This window comes from Pseudomonas sp. Xaverov 83, assembly GCF_019352905.1.
Classification (GTDB): Bacteria; Pseudomonadota; Gammaproteobacteria; order Pseudomonadales; family Pseudomonadaceae; genus Aquipseudomonas; species Aquipseudomonas yamanorum.
This window is the reverse complement of record NZ_JAAAFU010000075.1, coordinates 1,009,022-1,025,054: the sequence shown is the minus strand read 5'-3', so window position 1 is coordinate 1,025,054 and position 16,033 is coordinate 1,009,022. Positions and strand designations below refer to the sequence as shown.

Annotated in this window: 10 protein-coding genes; 8 read left to right on the top strand and 2 right to left on the bottom strand. The window is 55.6% G+C overall.

Translation table 11 applies throughout. The features are described 5' to 3' along the window. Positions 1–209: 209 nt before the first annotated feature. On the bottom strand, positions 210–650 hold the full coding sequence (locus K0H47_RS25945; protein WP_063033240.1) for an Lrp/AsnC family transcriptional regulator: 441 nt from the start codon (positions 648–650) through the stop codon (positions 210–212). A gap of 194 nt (positions 651–844) precedes the next feature. On the opposite strand from K0H47_RS25945, the gene K0H47_RS25940 reads away from it, so the two are divergent. The 4 genes from K0H47_RS25940 (at position 845) to K0H47_RS25925 (ending at position 5,602) form a co-directional block, all read left to right on the top strand. Continuing rightward, complete coding sequence (locus tag K0H47_RS25940; protein WP_063033241.1) at positions 845–1,561, top strand: YitT family protein; 717 nt, start codon at positions 845–847, stop codon at positions 1,559–1,561. Between the two features lie 81 nt (positions 1,562–1,642). Next, on the top strand, positions 1,643–3,127 hold the full coding sequence (amrS, locus tag K0H47_RS25935; protein ID WP_219273844.1) for an AmmeMemoRadiSam system radical SAM enzyme: 1,485 nt from the start codon (positions 1,643–1,645) through the stop codon (positions 3,125–3,127). Next, positions 3,124–4,269: a PLP-dependent transferase gene (locus tag K0H47_RS25930; RefSeq protein ID WP_063033243.1), complete on the top strand. Its 1,146-nt coding sequence runs from the start codon at positions 3,124–3,126 to the stop codon at positions 4,267–4,269. The genes amrS and K0H47_RS25930 overlap by 4 nt, the downstream gene beginning before the upstream one ends. Before the next feature lie 61 nt (positions 4,270–4,330). Further along, positions 4,331–5,602 (top strand): PLP-dependent aminotransferase family protein, encoded by a 1,272-nt coding sequence (locus K0H47_RS25925; protein ID WP_219273843.1) that lies wholly within the window; start codon positions 4,331–4,333, stop codon positions 5,600–5,602. Positions 5,603–5,628: 26 nt separating this feature from the next. Here K0H47_RS25925 and K0H47_RS25920 read toward each other — a convergent pair whose 3' ends face one another. Then, positions 5,629–6,258 (bottom strand): LysE/ArgO family amino acid transporter, encoded by a 630-nt coding sequence (locus K0H47_RS25920; RefSeq protein ID WP_201140927.1) that lies wholly within the window; start codon positions 6,256–6,258, stop codon positions 5,629–5,631. A gap of 639 nt (positions 6,259–6,897) precedes the next feature. Between K0H47_RS25920 and K0H47_RS25915 the strand changes: the two genes are divergently transcribed. From K0H47_RS25915 to K0H47_RS25900, 4 genes are all read left to right on the top strand, one after another. After that, the gene (locus tag K0H47_RS25915; RefSeq protein ID WP_219273842.1) at positions 6,898–7,926 is read left to right on the top strand and encodes a hypothetical protein; all 1,029 of its coding nucleotides are present in this window, start codon (positions 6,898–6,900) and stop codon (positions 7,924–7,926) included. After that, on the top strand, positions 7,927–8,481 hold the full coding sequence (locus K0H47_RS25910) for a nucleotidyltransferase family protein (RefSeq protein ID WP_257626733.1): 555 nt from the start codon (positions 7,927–7,929) through the stop codon (positions 8,479–8,481). Positions 8,482–8,592: 111 nt separating this feature from the next. Then, positions 8,593–10,050, top strand: coding sequence for a glycosyltransferase family 39 protein (locus K0H47_RS25905; RefSeq protein ID WP_201140921.1), 1,458 nt, complete (start codon positions 8,593–8,595; stop codon positions 10,048–10,050). A 92-nt stretch (positions 10,051–10,142) separates the two neighbouring features. Then, a complete protein-coding gene (locus tag K0H47_RS25900) occupies positions 10,143–15,887 on the top strand; it encodes a membrane-targeted effector domain-containing toxin (RefSeq protein WP_219273841.1) in 5,745 nt (1,914 codons plus the stop codon). Positions 15,888–16,033: the final 146 nt, after the last annotated feature.

The window sequence follows — 16,033 nt, the reverse complement described above, 5'->3', positions numbered from 1 at the left end:
TGCTTAGCGATGGCGATATGGCACTTGGCCCTTACCGGCCTCTCCCGAAAGCCGCAGACGCGCGTGAGCTGCCCGTTTTGGGCGGATCACATCGAACGCTGACGTCCGATGAGGCTTGGTGAAGTGAACCGATCCTGAAGGCGACCTTTGATCCACTGGCCTCGCACTCATCTTGACATGTAGGAGGCGATCCCCTCTGTAACCAGTTTCTATCTGTCGGCGAGTACCAGTTTCCTTCTTTCAATTGGAACCGATAACACGATGCTGGTGCGCGTTTCGCCATAGTTATTAATCTTCGCGATAACGCTCTCAATGTCTGCCATCGACTTGGCATAGATCCTAATAAGGTAAGAGTCATTACCCGTAACGTGCAGACATTCAACGACTTCGGGGATGTCGTTGAGCGTTGCAATCAACTTGGATTTTGAGGGTTTGAAGGTCGTCATGCCGACAACAGCTGATATGCCAAACCCAAGCTTTGCAGGATCAACCTGAGCACAATAGCCAGAAATGACGCCCCCATCCTCGAGCTTTCGCAGCCGGTCAGTTGTAGCGGGGATGGAAAGGCCCGCGTGCTTTGACAATTCGGTAATTGAAATGCGCCCCGAATCTTGCACCACGCTCAAGATTTTGATGTCTATACGATCCATGAAGGTTTTCTCTGAAAAAAAGTGAAAATTTTAACGAAACCCATACAATTTCCATTAAAAAATAATGCATCAAAAAACTAGCCAGTGCTAGCCTATTTTCAGCCCATAAAACCCTGCAAAAAAAACAGACTATCAACTGCTTCACTTCTTAAACGCTGCCCAACTAAAGCTTTCCTCAAAGAGCGGGTAATCGTATGCGCGACGAACAGATAAAGTCAGAAAAAACATCCGGCTTCTATTTCCGGAGCTACCTAAAAACACAAACGCTCGGGTTCCTTGATTTCAAGATCGATCAGGTCTTGATGTATTTATTGGGCGTCACGGTTTTTTCACTGGGTGCAAAGTTTTTTATTGTCAGCCAGCTCGGCACCGACCCACTGGATGTTCTTATCATTTCTATCGATAGGCAGCTTGGGTACGGGATGGGAGTGTGCTCAGGAATAGTGTCTGTATTCTTTTTGACGTGGTGGACGCTTTGGAACAAAAAGTATCCACCCATCAGTCCATTTATTACAACTACCCTAACAGGGTTACTCATTGACCTCTGGACATTCCTCGGAATGGGCGACTACCTCACGGTTCGACTGAATGGCTACGCAATGTTGGCGGTTGGCTTGATCTTGTGCGCCTATTCTTCTGCATTGATCATCATGAGTGGAATTGGAATCAGGATCATGGACCTGGTGGTGCTGACTATGGTTTCAAAGTGGTCCTGGTCATTTACCAAAGCCAAAATGGTTATCGAGATTGGTATCTTTTCGATCGGATGGCTGTTGGGTGGCCCATTCGGACTTGGAACAATCGCATTCCTGCTGGTTATAGGCCCTCTTATTCAACCGTTCATGAATATGAACGCCAAACGGCTTTCACTTAAGAATTACGGATTAGCCAATACGTCTGCTGCTTATTGATGACCATTGGCTGCAAAATCGTTCGCCCCGAGTATTTAGCCCGTGATGTGCACAATGTAACTTCGTGATGAGGAGTGGAACATGGAAAGTACTAATGGAAAAAACTGGATGCTGGAAAGTACCCCAGCCATGTTGGAAGAGTTGCTCCCGAATGGTGCCGTGAAATGCCATTTGTCACCCAGAAACTGTGTGATACAGGAAGGGAAGTTGGGGTTTTGCAAGGTACGTGGAAACAGGGGTGGGCGGCTAGTCACTCTGAACTATGGAAAAGGCGTCCATAGCACCGAAGAAACAATAGAAACTGAAGCCGTTTTCCACTTTGCGCCAGGGGAGCGAATCCTATCTCTGGGCAATATTGGTTGCATGCTGAATTGTGGGTACTGCCACAACTGGAAAACCTCACAAGCGAAATACGTGACCGACAAGGATGTGTATTACTACACACCCGAACAAGTCGTGGAAACTGCTTTGCAGCACGGCATACGGGTTATTTCTTGGACTTATAACGATCCCGTCGTCTGGCATGAGTTCATACTGGACACTGCAAAGCTTGCAAAAGAAGCGGGCTTGATCAATTTGTATAAATCGGCTTTTTTTATCAGCGAGGAAGCCATTGATGAACTTCTGCCGGTCATCGACATATTTTCAATTTCACTAAAATCTATCTCTCCCGAATACTATCGAAAAGTAACCACCGGGTGGGTAGAGCCGGTACTGGCCGGGATCAAAAAAGTCTACGATGCGGGTAAGTATGTCGAGGTCAGCACCTTGATGGTGACCGATATCAGTGACGATGAGGATACGGCACGAAAAATCAGCCAGTGGGTGCTGGATGAGCTGGGGCCAGAGGTGCCATTACACTTTGTCAGGTTTCATCCGGATTACAAAATGAGCAATAGCATCAGAACCCCCGTAGACCGACTCCTTAAGGCACGGGACGTTGCTCGTGGCATGGGGGTTGAGCATGTTTATCTTGGGAACGTGAATGACGTCGATGGTACGGATACTCGCTGCAACCAATGCAATGCGCTACTTGTTACGCGCTACGGTTTGAATGCCGACATCATTGGATTGGACAGCAAAGGCTGCTGTACTCAGTGCGGGAAAGACGCGCATTTCAGGCTCTTGGGTACTACTGCATACAACCGTACTGTTGAATTGCGCGAGCAAGCACTGACTGCTTACGAGAAAAGAAAATTCGAATGGCATGGTGATATTGTTTCTCTGCACGCCCAAGTACTAAATACCGAAAATTTCGAGCAGACCGTTTATTTGCGACGCAATTATCTCGCTGGTCTCAGTAGCGAATGGAAAGCGCTGACCCTGCGGCCACACGAAAGTTATCGGTTCATTATCGCAAAGGCAAGAATTGATGAGACAGGTCCGGAAGTATGGCTTCCTGAAGGAGTTAACTCAAACCTGCACGAAGTCTTTGACCGGGCCCACTTTCCCACTGAGTCAATTGAGGAGATTGGCATTTCCCAAAATGACATAACTCCGACTATCGGTTATTTGGGCAAACAGAATATGTACGAGCAAGTTATCAAACTGGTAAGCAAATCATGAATATTTCTACTGAGATGCTACATATCAGAGTCGATGATCGAGAGGCTCATCCTTCGGTAACGCCGATCTATCAATGCAGTGCTTTCAGTGCTGACTCGGCATTCTTCTACTCCAGGAAGGCCAACCCCAACGTGACTGAGTTGGAACAGGTGGTTGCAGCGCTCGAGAACAGTGAGTATGCGCTAGCGTATGCCACGGGGATGAGTGCTATTTATATGGTGCTCGAACTACTCAAGCCGGGAGGATCGCTGGTCATAAACAAATACATCTACGGCTGCTCGTATAAGTTGTTTCAGAGATACGCCAAACGTATCGGTGCACAACTGACCATTTTAGACCTGACGACCAAAGACGGGTTGAGAAAACTGCCCCCGGCGGTGGATATGGTCATTTTCGAAACGCCGACCAATCCCTTTCTTAAAGACATCGACATCCATGACGTCAGCGAAGCCGTAAAGAAGGTTAACCCCCAAGCGTTGGTGGTGGTTGATAACACCTGGGCAACCCCACTGTTTCAAAAGCCGTTAATGTTTGGCGCTGACATTTCGTTGTACAGTGCCACAAAGTACTTCTCCGGTCACAGTGATGTCATGGGTGGCCTGGTGCTTGTCAATGATCATGAGCTTTACAATCGACTGCTTGAAGGTCGTTTCTATTCAGGCTCGATACTGACACCTCATAGCGCATGGTTACTTCGCAGAAGTATGCAGACATTTAGCTTGCGCATGGAAAAGCACAGTTCAACCACTGCTCTCATGCTGAGCTATCTACAATCACTTCCATTTATTGAACACGTTTACTTTCCGAATATCGATGGCAAACAACTGCTCGGTTATGGCGGCATTGTATTTGTCGATATTCGAGCGGATCTGGTTGAGCATTACAAAGTGTTTACCAGCGCGCTAAGATGGTTTGGCACAGGAACGGGAATGGCGTGTGTCACCTCTATGGTGGCCCAACCGTTTAGTGGAAGCCATGCCTCTATGTCTGACCAGGAAAAAGCTGAGATGGGAATCGGTAAGGGCCTGGTTCGGTTGTGTTTTGGGCTGGAGGATCTTGAGGACCTTAAAGAGGATTTACTTCAAGCCTTTCAAACAATGGAAAGTAGGGTCGGCGTTGAAAGCGTGCTTGATCCGGCGTAAGTGATATCAATCACTCGCGGCGGGCCTTCGTTGGCTCGCCGCTTTTTTATGGGAAACGAACATGGCCATTGCGCTCGAACCCTCCGCCTTCGATGACCCCGTTCTGAATGTCATCAATCTTCTGAACTCTCTCTCCAGTGCGCATCCAGAGGCTATTTCCCTGGCCTCTGGTCGACCGGATGATGAGCTGTGTGATCCTGCTCTTATCTACAAGGGGTTGGCCAGTTACGAGCGGTATGTCACCAACGCAGAGCAGTCGCTCTCTATACGACTTTGCCAGTACGGAAAAACCAGTGGAATTATTAATGAAATACTGGCTGAGCATTTGCGTATCGATGAGGAGATAGTCGTCTCCAACGTTGAAAATATCGTGGTCTGTATGGGCTTTCAGGAAGCCGCGACGCTGGCCTTGTTATCAATTTTTGATAAAGGTGGTGTGCTGCTGGTGCCTGACCCCGTTTTCTCAGGGATAACCGGCATTGCGAAACTTTTGCGAGTAAAGACCGTGCCTGTTCCCATGGCGGATTTTCTGGATTCCGAGACCTTGTCTGATGTCGTTGATGCCATTGAGTCTTCCGGAGAGAAGGTCAAGGCGTTATATGCTATTTCAGATTTCAGTAACCCAACAGCGGACAGCCTCTCGTTTGAAGGTAGAAAGGCTCTGGTCGCACTGGCGAGGGCAAGGAACTTCTTGATCTTGGAGGACAATGCCTACCGATACTTTCGCTACGAGGGGGCTCGGATTCCCTTGATGAAATCGATAGAGAGTAGTCGAGTTGTACTGATGGGGTCTTTTGCAAAATCAATCTTCCCGGGCTTGCGTATGGGTTACCTGATGGGTCCGGAGGACATTGAGGCAACGTCCCTAAGCACTAAAATATGCAAAGCCAAAAGCTTGATAACGGTCAATACCTCAGCGCTTTGCCAAGCCGTTGTCGGTGGGCTCCTGATAGAAAATGATTATTCCTTGAAAGCCTTGAATGAGCCAAAGACACTGTCCTATTTGAATAAAAGAAACTGGATGATCAGGTGTCTTGAGGAGCACTTTCCGCTGAATGCCAACGGCCAGCGGGCCATTATCTGGAATGCCCCCGAGGGCGGCTTTTTTATCAATGTACAGTTGCCGATAAGGTTTGGTTATTCTGAGATGCAGGAGTGCGCGGCTCAATTCAAGGTTATTGTTTTTCCCACCTCTTTTTTTTCATTGATGGGGACGGGCATTGATCAGGTCCGATTATCTTTTAGCAGTGCAACCGCGTCAGATATCCCTCTTGCGATAGGACGTTTGAAAGCCTATATCGAGCTAAAAATGCAGCCCCCTGCTCTTCCATAGGGGCCGTTGCAAGCTCCATGTGGTCCTTATGTGGCAGTGGCAAGCATCACACCGGTAACCACTTGATACGCGCCAAGAACGGTGATGGTCGAACCGGAAAAGTAGTTGATCAATTTGAGTTTTGACTTGGATATTCTGGTTTTGAATGCGGAGGAAAAACCGCTTAATCCAAGCCACCAAACCGCAGAGCCTAGAAATATACCGGTCACCATTGGCCACACTGAATGCTGGCCTTGCTCGCCGACCATGCCATCGCTCATTGACGCGAATATGGCGATGAACGACAAAATGGTCATCGGGTTCGATAAGGTCAAAAGCAATGTCGTCGAATAGGCTTTCATCATTCCGGCCCTTTCGCCTGACAAGGCGGTTGCAGGCTCCTTCGACTTTATCGTCTGGTAACCGATATATGCCAGAAAAAGCCCGCCGAAAATGCACAACCAGGGTTTGAACGCAATCAGTGTTGTGATAATTGCGGTAATCCCCAACGCGCCTATAAAGCCGTACATTGCGTCGGCGGTTGCGGCCCCTAATCCCGTTGCAAAACCAGACCTCCAGCCTCGCATAAGGCTCCGCTGTATACACAAAAGGCCTATTGGGCCAACAGGGGCTGCAATGCACAGTCCAATAATCATCGATTTCATAAATATCAACATAAATCCCCCTCCGCATTTGAGTTTATAGATTAGATGCTGAATACCCACCAGAACATTAAATATTTAGGTATTTTTAAGTAATTTGTGTAGTTTTTTAAGGCAAAAATTGATAATCACCTTACTTATTAAGAAGGATATAAATAACCATAAGATAGTGATGTTGTTCACATATTAGAGTTCAGTTGGCGCCGACCCTGCTTCAGCAATAGCCCTGCTGAACCTCACTCGACCATAGGGTCAAAAAAAGATGTCCAAGTCAGCCCGTCAATTCTCGGAGATCCCCCAGCAGAATGAACACTGTGGGGACTCACTGGATGCTTCCTGGTTTTGCAGACACCTCCAGGGCCCGGTCCGCGCACAATCGTCCTGGCTTTCGAGCTTGATCGCGTCTTTCGTTATAGGCTAGCGGCGACCCGGCAATTGAGTGTCTTGGCTGAGTTGCTGGTGGCGCGCGCACTGGACATTCTTGCGCCGACGGCAGATTCAGAAGTGACGCGCAGGACATCATCCGAACACTAAAAAATGAATCTGCTGGGACGCATAAAAAATGAACACGAGTGACGGCGCTATTCTTCGAAAATAAATCCTTCACCTTTTTCCTGAACCACCTCGATCAGACAACCGGAAGTCCGATACCTCATGCTCAAGCCCTGTTTATTCCTGGCCCTCGCCACGCTCTCCACACTCGCCAACGCCGACCTCGCAGGGGTCTGGCAAGGCACGCTCGGCAAGACGCCGATCACCGCTTGTTTCAACGCCGCGCCCAATACCGGCGGCAGTTACTATTACCGGCGATTCCTGACACCGATCCAGCTCACCCAGGAAACACCCGAGGCTCCCTGGGCGGAAGAAGGCAACAGCGGTGTCTGGCAATTGGAGACGCCACAGGGCGACTCGCTCAAGGGCGTCTGGAGCAAAACCAAGGGCGGTAATCCACTGCCCCTGGCATTGCAGCGCGTGGCAACGCCGCCCGAAGGTTGTGCCAGCGATGCGTATAACGCCCCCATGGAAGCTGCGCCCCTACCGGTCAAGACGCAGAAGCAATCCTTCGCCGGGCACAGCTACCAGCTAAAGACCCAAGGCGCCCAGGTGACGCTCAAGCTTGAGGGCGACAGCCCGGCAATTCAGAAGATCAACCGGCAGTTGGCGAGCCTGGCGATCAGCGCCGATGGTCAAGCCGACTACTTCAGCGAACGACGTGAATACCTGGGGCGCAACGGCGCAGCCTATACCAGCGAAATCAGCGTCGAACCCACGTACTGGTCATCCCAGTGGATCACCGTCAGGTTTTACCGATGGGCCGCCGGCACGGGCGCCAGGGGTATCAGTTGGGGGCTGCATTCCTGGAACCTGCAAACCGGCGAAAGCGTTGATCCATGGACTTGGCTCGGTGGGCACCAGGAATGGTATGACTCCTACTCCGGCCATCTGAAACTGCCCGCCAAATTCAGTGCCTGGCTGGCGAAGCAAACCACCACAGATGAAGGCTGCCCGGCGGTCACCAGTTACTCGACGTTCGACCTGAGCTTCGACACCCAAGGCATGAAGCTATCCACGCCCGCCAATGGCGACGGTTGCGACAATGACCTGAGTTTCACCTGGGAGCAGTTGGAACCTGTTTTGTCGCCCAAGGGTAAAGCCGCACTTTCCAGCTTGAAGATGCCTTGAATGCATGACCAGCACACGATGGTCCAGACACTGATCAGCAGCGATGTCCAACGCTGGCACCTACTGGACGTCGTCCGCTCCCTGGCCCTCCCCGACTGCTGGATCGGCGCCGGCTTCGTACGTAACACGGTATGGGATCACCTCCACAGTCGCCCCCTATCACCACTGACGGGTGACGTCGACGTACTGTGGTTCGACGCCACCTGCACCAACCCCAGCGAAGACCGCCGCCTCGAAGCCCTGTTACGCGCAGCAGAACCCTCCATCGACTGGTCGGTAAAGAACCAGGCCCGCATGCACCTGCGAAACGGCGATGCGCCCTATCGCGACGCCAGCGATGCAATGCGCTACTGGCCAGAGACAGCCACCGCAGTGGCCGTCAGAAGAACCGCTGAAGATTTTTGCGAGGTATCAGCACCACTCGGCCTGGAAGACTTATTCAATCTTCAACTCAGGCCGACGCCCCGCTTCACCCAAGAAAAACACGCCATCTACCAACAACGCATCACCTCCAAACGCTGGCTAACCCATTGGCCACTGCTGAAACAACCCTGACCCCACAAAAACCTCACACTCATTCACGAATTATTAAGAATCCCCCTCGTATACTCACCGATTGCCCGGACCGTTCCCCCGAACGGTCCCCTGCCCCGGTAGCCAGAATCCATGACGCGTTCCGCCCCTCTGCTGCTCCTGCTTACTGCGCTGTTGTTCTTCTTCGCCCTTGGCAATCACGAGTTGCAAGGCTCGACCGAGGCCCGTGTGGCCGGGATCGCCATGGCCATGCATCTGGATAACGACTGGGTGGTGCCGCGACTGTTCCGTGAACCCTTCCTGGAAAAACCGCCACTGAGCCTGTGGCTCGATGCCGGGGCGATCCGGCTGTTTGGCGGTACCACTTGGGCAGTGCGCCTGGCGTCGGCCTTTGCCGGCTTGTTCAGTGTGATGCTGCTGTACGGGATGCTGCGCAAGTTTGGCCGGCCCAAGACCCTGGCGTTTGTTGCGGGGCTGATGCTGGCGACCATGGCCAGTTACTGGAGCAACGTGCGCGGTGTGGGTGAAGATTCGCTGCTCACCCTCGGGGTCACCATGGCCCTGCTGGCGTTCTATCAGGCCAACCGCCCCGAGTCGGAGCGCGACCGTTCCAACCTGGGCACCTGGTTGCTGTTCACCTTGGGGATGGTCATCGCCACCTTGAGCAAAGGTGTACTGGGCCTGGCCATGCCGGGCGTCGTGATCTTCGTCTATCTGGCCAGCACCAGCCTGATGGATAAACGGTTCAAGCTCGGCGATTGGATCAAACCCGGGCTGTTCACGCTGCTGGCGCTGGTGCCGCTGATGATCTGGCTGGGGTTCCTGTACCAGCGCGACGGGCTGCAAGCAGTACGTGAAGTGCTGCTGACCAACAGTGTCGGGCGCTTCAGCGGTTCGTTTGTCGAAGCCGGTCACTACGAGCCGTTCTATTACTACATCGTCAAACTGCCTGAAGCTTTTTTGCCCTGGAATATCCTGGTGTACCTGGGGCTGTGGCACTTCCGTAAAAGCCTGGTGCGCAACCGCTACCGGCTGTTTTTCAGCGTGTGGCTGGTGGCGCAGTTCACCCTGCTGACGCTCGCCTCCAGCAAGCGCACGGTTTACCTGATGGCACTAACGCCCGCCGCCGCAGTGCTGGCCGCCGAGTATGGTGGCGTCTTGCTGGGCTGGCTGAAAAGCCGCGGGCAGGTTTCCAACGTTGCCGAGCACGTTTATGGCCACCGCCGCGGCCTGGTGGGTGGCTTCTTCACCGTGGTGGTGGCCTGCTACCTGATTGCCGCCTTCTGGTTCGCACCCAAGGCCGATGTGCGTCAGTCGTTTGTGCCGGTGATCAGCCAGATCCAGGCGATGCAGGCGCAGGGCAAAGAGGTGGTGTTGTATCAGGCCAACGAGCGAATCGCCGGGGCCGGGGTTTTTTACATGCAGGGTTATTTGACGATTCTGCAAACGCCGGAAGAACTCAAGAGCTACCTCGCGGCCAAGCCCGGCAACGTGGCATTGGTGGACAATACTGACCGGCTGAACGTACCGGTGACAGTGGTCAAGGAGATGGCGATTAACCGTCAGCCGTACTATTTCATCGAGCAGTGATGAAAGAGGCGCCTGCCACGAGTAACTAACTACCGCCATCGACACTGCAAGACTGCGCACCCTCAGGGATCAATCCACCCTGAGGACCGGCCATGCCCGCCCTGCCCCCGAACACATCACCACTCACCCCCGAACAACTGAACAACTACCTGCTGCAAATCGGTCATCGCTTGCAGGTTTTCCCCAATGGCCAGGCGCCCGCTGCGCAGTCCTCTGCCGAGTTGCTGGAGATGCAGGCGCTGCACACCGCCCTGGCAGAAGAAAGCCGCTGGAGCCTGCAGAACGCACAAGTGCATTACACCGTCCCCGGCGACTGGCTGATCCAGGGCGAGCCCGGCCGGTTGAACCGCACGCGCATCAGCCAGGCATTGCACAAGAAGCTGGCCGCCCTGGAAATCGAACGGCGGCCCAACGGCCATTTACGCAAGAACTGGATACTCGACAGCCATCAGCCGATGCTGGAGGCCGAGGCCAGGCTGAAGGTCAAGGATCGCCTGCTCAGCCCTGCCGACCAGTTGCTGGTGACGAATATCGTCAGCGGCCCCGAGCTACGCCCGGGCATCCATCGCCTGACGTTTCGCTACCGCCAGCAGACCATCGAGTTCGCCGGGGTGTTCGTCCTCACGCGCAGCCAAACACCGGCCACCCACCTGGAGATCGAGGACGGTGATGTGTTGCTGTTCACCCCTTCCCGAGGCCTGGAAGCTTTCACCTCACTCAAACAACTGGACCGCACGCTGCAAGAGCGTATGAAGCAGGCGGCCTGGCGCCAGGAACTGCTGCAACACTTGCCGCGCCGTTACCAGCATTTGCGCGCGGCGAGTATCTGGCCGCTGGTGCCAGAGCCTATCGACAGCCTCCCGCTGAACGAACACACCTACAACGCCCTGCAGGACAAACAACATCAGGACATCGCGTTTGCCCTTGGCCTGGACGGCCACCCAGCGCCGGCAGACGTCGCCAGAATGACCCTCGAACTGGACCAGGCGCTGCGCTGCTCGCCTTGGGACCTGGCCTCGCGCCTGGAACTGCGCGCGCAACAATTACTGGAAAAACTGCTCCACGAATCCGCCCCCGACTGGTACCGCAGCGCCAATGAAGCTCAGCGCAAAACACTCGCCGAACACCTGCGCACTTACGAACACCTCAGCCTGCAAGTGCTGGCGCTGCTCGGCCCGGCGGCCTCGCCCGAGACCATGGCACGCCTGCAATTGCTTGAGCACCTGGATGACGACCTGGATATCCAGGGCCTGATCCCCGAGCAACTGCAGATCAGCACCGAGCGCACCCTGAAGTCAGGCAACTCGTACAACCAGCACAACAACCTGGTGCAACTGGCGGTACGTGGCTTGCACCGTGGCGATGAACAAGCCGGTTCCGAGTTTCTCGAGCACACCCAACTGACCTACGCCCAGCAGCCATTGCCGCCCGAGTTCCAGGACGTCACCCCGGCCTACCTCGCCGACCTGCTGGCCAAGGTTCAACCAAGCCTGACCTTCGCCGAAGAACAAAAACGTGCCCACAGTTTGCCCGCCGTACAGGAAGCCATGCAGCAGATGCTCGACAGCCGCCTGCACGCGCTGGCCTACAGTGCGTCGTTGCAAAACCATATCAGTGCAGATGACTACGCACTGATCCAGACCCTGAGTGAAGGGCCATCGCCCACACTCACCGCCTGCTGCCTGTTCCTGCACAAGGCTCCGCTCAAAGACCTGTGGGTGCTGCGCCAGACCGATGCAATGGGTGCGGTCAAACGCTTGCTGCTGTGCACGCCTCACGCGCCGCGCGCCGAACAGTTCCAGGCCTTTGGCAGCGAGCGGGAATTGCAGGCGCACATCCTCGGCTGGAGCCAGGAGGTAGCGTCCGTCCCCGGTTCGCGCAGCATGAAAGACTACCTGCTTGAACAACTGGTCAGCCGGATCCGGCCCAAATACAGCGCGATGCTTTCCGCCTTGGGTTTTGCCCCGGCCAGCCTTGAGTATTTGATGATCAGTTTCGGCGCGCCGTCCACCTATGAAGCCTGCCTGGTGGAAATGAGCACCACGACGCTGGCCATGCAGGCCGATGAATACCTGCATCAGATGCCCAAGTGGCTGAGCCAGGCATCGGCAGCCGACCGACAGAAACTCGCCGACCTCAAGGAACAGGCACAGGGCGCTGCACAGGCCTACGCCGCAAGCCCGGGAAGCCCGCAACAGTTTCCCGACTTCGACAGTTACTTGCACAAGGCGGCAAAAACCGCCCTTAACCAACTGCTCGGCAACCCGATCCTGGCGGTAGACCCAAACCTCGTGGGCGTGATCACCCCGCGCGAACGCGTCAGCTACACCACGCTGTACCGCAACGGCTACGACGCCAGCCTGGGCTTTATCAACCCCGACGCCAGCACCACCGCGCAGTTCAAGGGACCGCCCGGCGTCGACCTGAATCGACTCACCGCGCAAACGGTGAGCGATTCGGTCAGAGGCACCTGGATCGGTGATCGCTATGTCGCCGAGGTCGAGAAAACCCTGCTGGACCCGCAAGCCCCCCACTATCCATGGCGCCGCAACATGGCCCTGGAGGTTACCCAACTGCACATGCACGTCGCCGCGCTTGAGTGCTGCCTGCAAGGCTGCCTGGCAACCAGCGACCTGGCCTGGCTGGAAAAAAACATCGACAGCCTGGCCGATAACAGCGATGCCGTGCGCAATCGGTATCGGCTCTATCCCCTGCAAATCAGCGGGCAAGTGATCGATGGCTGCTACCTGTTCCACCACGCCGACGACCTGCCCCTGCTCTACACCCCGCACGCACCGGATGGCATCGCCTTCAGGCCGCAACGGGAATTCAACGAACGCCTGAAAAACCTTGAAGGCATGGACACCTACTACATCAGCCGGGTCGCCAGCGTTGAGCGTGCGGCGTTCGAGCCGAGGTTGCATGCATTGGTGGCCGGCCTGCCGGCACAGCTCAAGGGGGTGTATTCCAAGCCGGTGTTCGACGAAGTGCCTCGCACCGCACTGCCGCTCAAGAACCTGCATTACCACACCTACGACAAAAAGCTGCGTCACCGTATCGACGAAGTCAAAAGCACCACCACCGGGCGCTTGCAGATGATCATGGAGCTGGTCAGCGTGATCGGCGAAATCACCATTGCCGTGCTGACCGCGCCCTTCCCGACACTGAGCCTGGCCTTGGGCGGCTTGTTGGTGTTCAAGGACTCGATGCTCGCCCTGCATGCCTACAGCCGCAACGACACCGCCGCCGCGCTGGGACACTATCTGGGCGCGCTGCTCAATGCCGGCGGGGCGTTGTTGACCGACCTGCGGCCCCTGCTGTTCGCCCCCGTCAAGCTCGCCCGTCCGCCGTTGCGCCATGTTGCGCGGGTGGCCAAGGATCAGCAGGCCATGACCTTGATCAAACAACTGCAACCGCAACCCCCATTGCCTCAGGGCATGCAGCCCGTGCTGTTTGCCGGCGGCAGCCTGTGGGCCTCCCACACCCCGGACAGCCTGGGGCGATTCCTGCTGTTTCGCTACGACAACACCAGCGGGCAATTGCGCTCCACCGGCAAGCTGGTGAACCAGACGGTGGACGGCCAGTGGCAGCGCTCCGGTGTCATCGGTGGCATGCCAGACCCTGAAAGGCTCGGGCAGCCCTATGAGTTGTCGAAAAAATATCGCAGGGACGTAGCGGCCATCATCGCGCCCGAGGACAGGTCGGCGCTTTTCCAGCAGATCGCCTATCTGGATCGAGATCTCAATACTCACACCATCTGGATCTCGCGCCGGCAACTCGACCCGGCACTCAGGCAACACCTGGACAACGTCAGGGCACTGACGGATGACGCCGACGCATTTTTTGCACGGTTGCCCGCCGTGGTTCCCCGGGCCGAAACCCTGAACCCAGCGCCAGACATTGCCGTGCGTGACTTGCTCAAGCTGCTGATCAATGACGCGCACAACCTGGTGGTGGGCGAGGCTCCGTTTTCCACCGTGGCTAAACAGGTGCTGATCGAAAACATGCAGTACCTGCGCGAACTGAACGTGACGGTTCTCTATATCGAGCCGCTGTGGCGCGACATTCATCACCTGAAAACCCATTCACGGTTTTCCAGTGGTTTCTCCAAACGGGCCGAGGGCCAGCTCAAATCCCTCGACAAGGAAAATTACCGCGACCCCGAAGGGTTGCATGGCCACTGGATGCTGGTAAAAACCGCACAACAGCACGGGATAGAGGTTCGGCCGTTGAACGCCTCAAGCTCCTACGATCTGGAAAACACCCTGTGCCTGCTTGATTCACGCCCGGCACCGATTCGCTCCAACCGGCTGACCAACTTTTACTCCCACACCCTCATCAACGACGACCAGGCCAAAAAACCGGGCGAACGCTGGATAGCGTTGGTTGATCAAAAACGCATGAGTACCTATCGCGGCACGCCGGGCCTGGCCGACCTGCAAAAGAGCATTGCCCTGCGGGTCGACGACGCCTTCGACCAACCCACCCGAGTCATCGCCGATGTGGCCGGCGGCATTCCCGGCGATGCCCTGGCCAAGGGCGACCTGAAGCTGTCGTTGTACACGGCAAGCCAACCGGCACCGCGTCCGGGCTCCTCGGTGGAGCGCTCATACTCGCTACGGCCAACGCGCCCCCTGCCTGCGGAAGCGCCGCATCACTTCAGCACCTTTGACCTGCCGCATGAACACCTGAACCTGATCAGCGATGAAATCACCCTGCCGATAGGCACGCGTGAAGCGCTCTTCGCCACCGCCTACAGGGAGACCGCCAGTAGCCGTCGCGCGGCACAAACCACGTTCGACCAGACCCGCAAAAAACTTCAGACCCAGGCCCAGGCATTTTTTACCGAACACACGCCGCCTGCGCGGGGTGCACTGCTTGCGGTCGACCCGGCCGTGGATGAGGTGAAGTTTATCGATCAACTGCTGGACACCGCCGATGGCCTGGTAGTCGGCGAAGCCCACGCCGGTACGTCGAGCAAAGGCTTCCTCAGCCGGCACATGGAATACCTGAAGGGCCAGCGCGAAGTAAAAACCCTGTACGTGGAGCAACTCACCACCGAGCTGCATCAGGCCGACCTGGATATCGTCCACAGCCTGGGCTTTATGCCCGATGAGCTGTGGAGCTACCTCAACGCATTGGACAAAGGCCACGGCGTACCGGCCGACAGCCCCTACAGTTTTGTCAGCCTGGTGCAGGTGGCGATGAAGCATAACGTGCGGATCCGCGCACTCGATTGTGTCGCCAGCTTGCGGGTGGACGGCATGACCGCCTCCAGGACATCAATGTTCAACTACTTTGCGACCCAGGTGATCCGCGCCGATCAGCTTCAACAGGGGCCACACAAGTGGGTCGCGCTGGTGGGCGAAACGCACGCCAATACCCATCGCGGCGTGCCGGGCATTGCCGAGCTCAACAACGGCATCAGTTTGCTGTTGGACGATGTGCCTCCCGGCTCGGCCAGCGGCTTTGTGCGTGAGCCCGCCAGCGTCCAGGCGCTACCGCGCGAGCAGCAATGGCCATTAGTGCGCTACGACTTCAAGAAAAACGTCGAAGTCGCCGGTGCGCCATTGCCGCCACCGGTCGTGCCCGCGCCATCCCTCAGCCTCGAACAACGCCTGCGGCGCAAAGGCGATTACCTGCTTCAGCGCACCTTGGACGACGGGTTGGAGATGGTCCATAAAAACCGTGACGGTGTACTGGTCCACACCTCGTTGCAGCAGGATGCCAGGGGGCACTTCGTCAATCGCTGGAACCTGGATGACCGCCGTTTCCGCAGCAGGGAAGCGTTGATCGACATCATCACCACCAGCAAAAGAATGCGCCAAGTCCACTGACCCTCGCACCGCCCTCTGCATGAGGGCGGTGCGACCGCTCGTCGCTCACGGTCCATAAATCTTCCCCTCACGAAAAAACCGTTTCAGCTCTCGCCAGGGCTGCCGATACCTCCTGACTACCCATCGGCTGGTCGCTACTTCCAGCA